The sequence below is a fragment of the Pseudonocardia xinjiangensis genome (assembly GCF_012911925.1).
GTDB lineage: Bacteria > Actinomycetota > Actinomycetes > Mycobacteriales > Pseudonocardiaceae > Pseudonocardia > Pseudonocardia xinjiangensis.
The window spans coordinates 1-4,390 of record NZ_JAAXKY010000265.1 but is presented as its reverse complement, the minus strand read 5'-3'; the positions used below and the strand labels follow the sequence as shown (position 1 = coordinate 4,390).

Below are 4,390 nucleotides of genomic sequence, written 5' to 3'. Positions count from 1 at the left end.
GTCCCGTGCCCCCCGGCCACACCTTGTACAGCCCCGGTGGGCTCCGTCGCTCCCCCGAGGACCTCGGCGACGATCTCGACGAGGAGTTCGCCGACCTCGACGACCCCGACGGCCTGCTGGTGGCCGGTGCGTCCACCCGGGCAGGCGGCCCGGTCAACGGCAACGGCGCGGGCAGCGCCAACGAGCTTCTCGATGACGAGGAACTCGATCTCCTCGGCGACGTCGACACCGGCGCCGACGACCGACACCCCGACAACGGCAATGGCAACGGTGATCCCGTCGGCCACGGCCAGGACCGCATACGTACGGTCGGGGAGGCCCGTCGGTGATGTCCGGGGGGCTGCCGCCGGTCGCAGGTTGGCTGCCGGTGGCACTGGTGCTGGCTGCCGCCGTGCTGGCGGACTCGTGGCGTCGTCGCCGGGACCGCGCTCACGCGGAGCCGACCCGCCGGCCCCGCACCGGGAGGCCGCGGCGTCGGGTCGCACTGCTGATCGTCACCGGGCTCGTCGGCGGTTCGATACTGCTCGGGCAGCCCGCCTTCGCGCAGTCGCTGGACTGCAAGGAGTCGCCGGAACCGGACCGGCCGGGGACGGGGCTGGTGGGTTCGCTCGATCCTCCGACCTACGGGGTGGGGGAGCCTGGCAGCGTCTACGACGAGGTCGGGTACGCGGGCCTCGTCTGGTACACCTACGACCTCGGGTGCGCCGGAACGGTGGTCAACCCCGCGACCTCCACCGACACCTGGCTGGGCAACCAGACCTTCAACGTCGCGAAGTTCGCCGTCGCCGGGGTGAACTGGGCCCATTATCTGATCGCCGACGGCGGGGAGCTGCTCGCCCCGCTCGACCAGCTCATCGGCGACGGCACGCGGGCGATGTACGACGCGGTGTTCACCACGTGGGTCGGCCTCGCGCTGCTCGTTCTGGCCGTGCTGCTCCTCGTGCTCGCGCTGCGCGGTGACCTCGCCCGCCAGACCCAGCGTGCGGCGTTCGCGGCGCTCGCCCTGTTGGTGGGCTCGGCGGCGTACCTGGCGCCGGTCGACTGGGCGAAGGCGGCCGACCCCCTGCTGCTCAACGGCGTCACCGACATGCAGCAGGGCTTCCTCGGGCAGGTCGGGCTCGGCGACCGCGACACGCTGCCCACCGTCCTCGTCGACCAGGTGATCTACCAGAACTGGCTGCGGGGTGAGTTCGGGTCGCCCGATGTTCCGCAGGCGAAGGAGCTCGGCCGCGACCTGCTGCGCGCGCAGACGTTCACCAAACCCGAGGTCGCCGAGGGGCGCGACACGGTGCAGCTCGCTGAGCAGAAGAAGGCCGACTTCGCCGCGCTCGCGGGCCGCATGGGAGACCGCTACTCCTACTTCCAGGGCAAGTCCGGCAGCCGTATCGGCGTCGGGATCCTGGCGGTGGTGCAGGCGTTGTGCATCGCGCTGTTCCAGCTGCTCTCCAAGGTGCTCGTGCTGGTGGCGATGCTGCTGCTGCGGCTGATGGTGATGACCGCGCCCGCGGTCGCGGTGGTGGCCATTCTCAAGCCCGACATCCTGCCGTCGGTGTTGCGCGTCGCCGGCGCGGCGATCGTCAACACGCTCGTGGTGGGGGCTCTCGCCGGATTGCACGCGCTGCTGGTGGTGTCGTTGTTCCGGCCGGGCAGCGGCGTCGACCTGTGGCTCGCGCTGCTCGTCACGGGGGTCGTCACCGTGGTCCTGTGGGCCGTCGCCCGCCCCTTCCGGCGCCTCGTGTCGATGGTGTCGCTCACCCGCGAGCAGTTCGGGGGAATCGTGCCGGGTGCCGGTGCCGGCCCCATGTCCCGCGTCTGGCAGCGGGTGCGCGGTGGACCGACCGAGGACCGGCAGACCCGGTGGTGGGACGAGCGCCGCGGGGCGGCCTCGACGTACGGCTACCCGGACGGCGGGCGTCCCGAGGCCGAGCCGGGGATCCGGATTCCCACCCAGGCGAGCGCGCGGGTGCCGCGACAGCGAACCGAGGCCGAGGTGCCCTCGTCGGAGCGGCTCGTTCCGGGAGCGCGCCGTCCGGCCCTCCCCACCGGGTCCGGCGGTGTCGGTGCCGGGGGAGCAACGCCGAGTTGGGCCGATCCCGGCGAGGTCGACGAGCGCGTGATCTACCGCCGCCCCGACGCGGTGCCGTTGCGCCCCGGCGGCGCGCGCCCGGTGCGTGCCGAGATCGTCGACGGTGTCCCGGTGTACCGCATCTACCGGCCCCGTTCCACGCCGGCGGCCTACAGCCCGAGCGGCGGGTCCGGCCGTGCCGATTAGGTCCCCGCGCGGGCGCGCCGCTGCCTATCGGTCGATCTGGCAGTGGCCTCTCCGGTCCCCCGCCCGGCTCGCCGTCACCGGGATCCTCGTCATCGCCGTGGCAGCCGGGGTGAGCATCGGCGTCAACGCCCTCGGAGGAGGCTCGGCAGGCCGAGGCCTGCTCGCCTCGCCGTCGTCCACCGGGGCCGCCCCGTCCGCTACCCGGCTCCCGGGATCCGCTGCCGTCCCCGTGACTCCCGCTCCGACGGCGCTCCCCCCTGTGCCGGACCTCGAGCCCACCACCCTTCCGCTCTCGCGAGCCCCGGCGGCGGCGCTCTCGGTGGCGGCCCGGTGGTCCGCCGCCTGGGTCCGCCCGCCCGCCGGCACCACCGCGCAGGCGTGGCTCGACGGCCTCCGGCCCACCACGACCGATGAGTATCTGGGGGTCCTCAGCGGTGTCGACCCGGGCAACATCCCGGCCACCCGGGTCACCGGGGAGCCGCGCGCGGTGCGGGTCGCCCCGCACTCGGTGCAGGTCCAGGTGCCGACGGACGCCCTCACCCTGGTCGTCCTCGTCGTCGACACCGACACCGAGGGCTGGCGGGTCGCCGGCTACGACCGGGCGTGACGCCGTGGGCACGCAATGAACGTCCTGCGGCCGCTGCGGCTCCTCGTCCCGTTCGTGGCGATCGCCGCCGCGCTCGGTCTCTTCCTGGGCATCGGCTTCATCGCGTTCAGCACGGGCGGGGGAGGCGGCCAGTCCGCGTCGTACGGACCGTGTGACGCCGGGCTGGACTCGAGCCCTCTCGCGAGTGGCCGGGCGCCGCTGCGGGCCGCCGACCTGAGCGACGACCAGCGGCGCAACGCCGCCACGATCATCCAGGTCGCCCGCAACCTGGGGGCCCCGCCGCGGGCGTGGCTCGTCGCGCTCGCCACGGCCATGCAGGAGTCCACCCTGCGCAACATCAACTACGGCGACCGGGACTCGCTGGGGCTCTTCCAGCAACGCCCGTCCCAAGGTTGGGGGTCGCCGTCCCAGGTCACCGATCCGACGTACAGCACCACGATCTTCATCCAGCGACTCCTGGCGGTGCCGGGGTGGGCCGACATGCCCGTCACGGTGGCGGCGCAGACCGTCCAACGCTCGGCGTTCCCTGACGCGTACGCCAAGTGGGAGGGCCTGGCCGCCGATCTCGTGAAGCAGTTGGCCGACGTGTCCGACCCGGCGGGGTGCGGGCAGACCAGCGTGCTTCCCGAAGGCGCAGCCGGCGCGGCCATCGCCTTCGCGCTCAAGGAGGTCGGGAAGCCGTACGTGTGGGGTGCGACCGGACCCAACACCTATGACTGTTCCGGGTTGATGCTGCGCGCCTTCCAGGCCGCCGGGATCAACCTGCCCCGAGTGTCGAGGCAGCAGTTCTACGCCGGTGGCCACGTGCCGGTCGCTCAGGCACAGCCGGGTGACCTGCTCTTCTACGCCACCGATCCGTCGGACCCGGCCACCATTCATCACGTGGTGCTCTACATGGGCAACGGGCAGATGGTGGAGGCGCCCTACACCGGACAATCCGTCAGAGTGCGGCCGGTGCCGTGGGACTATGCGGAGCTCGTGCCGCTGGCCACTCGGCCCGGCACCACACCGAACCGTGCCTAGGGTCGTGGTCGGCGGCCACGTACGAGCAGGAGTAGCAATGCCCCCCGAACCCTTCGTTCCGGCGTCCACCACGCCACTGCAGGACTACCTCGACCGGCCCGCACCGGGCGCCACCGACGACCATCTCGTGGTGCCGCGGTCGCTGGCCCAGTCGATGCCGCTGCGCTGGCAGCAGGTGTTCGTCGGGCTGCTCGCCGACCTGCACGACGCCTACGGCCACCTGCCCTGGCCCGACTACATGGTCGTGCCGAGCCGCTGGGAGCTGCTGGTCGATCTGGACGAGGAGCAGCTCGCCGCTGCTGGCTACGTGGCCGACCTCGGCCCGGACGGACAGCTGGAGTACCGCAACAGCGCCGACGAGGTGGTGCCCGACCCGGAGAACCACCGCGTACTGGCACCGGTGGCCGACCCGCTGCCCCCAGCCTCCGGGGGCCGAATCGAGCCCCGCCCGGCCGCCCCCCTGTAAAGCCCGCGAGTCGCCCGTTCCC

5 protein-coding genes are annotated in these 4,390 nt (G+C 72.9%); all 5 read left to right on the top strand.

Going from position 1 to position 4,390, the window contains the following annotated elements; all coding sequences use genetic code 11:
• Window positions 1–329: hypothetical protein (locus tag HF577_RS36680; RefSeq protein WP_211175411.1), on the top strand; the 329-nt coding region annotated here is incomplete at its 5' end.
• Window positions 329–2,272 (top strand): hypothetical protein, encoded by a 1,944-nt coding sequence (locus HF577_RS36675; RefSeq protein ID WP_211175410.1) that lies wholly within the window; start codon window positions 329–331, stop codon window positions 2,270–2,272. The genes HF577_RS36680 and HF577_RS36675, both read left to right, overlap by 1 nt.
• Window positions 2,262–2,879, top strand: coding sequence for a hypothetical protein (locus HF577_RS36670; RefSeq protein ID WP_169400599.1), 618 nt, complete (start codon window positions 2,262–2,264; stop codon window positions 2,877–2,879). Before HF577_RS36675 ends, HF577_RS36670 begins: the two co-directional genes overlap by 11 nt.
• Window positions 2,880–2,894: 15 nt before the next feature.
• Window positions 2,895–3,902, top strand: a complete 1,008-nt coding sequence (locus HF577_RS36665) for a C40 family peptidase (RefSeq protein ID WP_169400598.1) — start codon at window positions 2,895–2,897, stop codon at window positions 3,900–3,902.
• 37 nt (window positions 3,903–3,939) lie between these two features.
• Window positions 3,940–4,368 carry a hypothetical protein gene (locus HF577_RS36660; RefSeq protein ID WP_169400597.1) on the top strand — a complete coding sequence of 143 codons (429 nt, stop codon included), beginning with the start codon at window positions 3,940–3,942 and terminating at the stop codon, window positions 4,366–4,368.
• The last annotated feature ends 22 nt before the right edge of the window (window positions 4,369–4,390 follow it).

What these genes read in the sequence shown, in the direction of transcription:
- HF577_RS36665 (WP_169400598.1), top strand. Translation starts at nt 2,895, where the DNA reads ATGAACGTCCTGCGGCCGCTGCGGCTCCTCGTCCCGTTCGTGGCGATC.
- HF577_RS36675 (WP_211175410.1), top strand. Translation starts at nt 329, where the DNA reads ATGTCCGGGGGGCTGCCGCCGGTCGCAGGTTGGCTGCCGGTGGCACTG.
- HF577_RS36660 (WP_169400597.1), top strand. Translation starts at nt 3,940, where the DNA reads ATGCCCCCCGAACCCTTCGTTCCGGCGTCCACCACGCCACTGCAGGAC.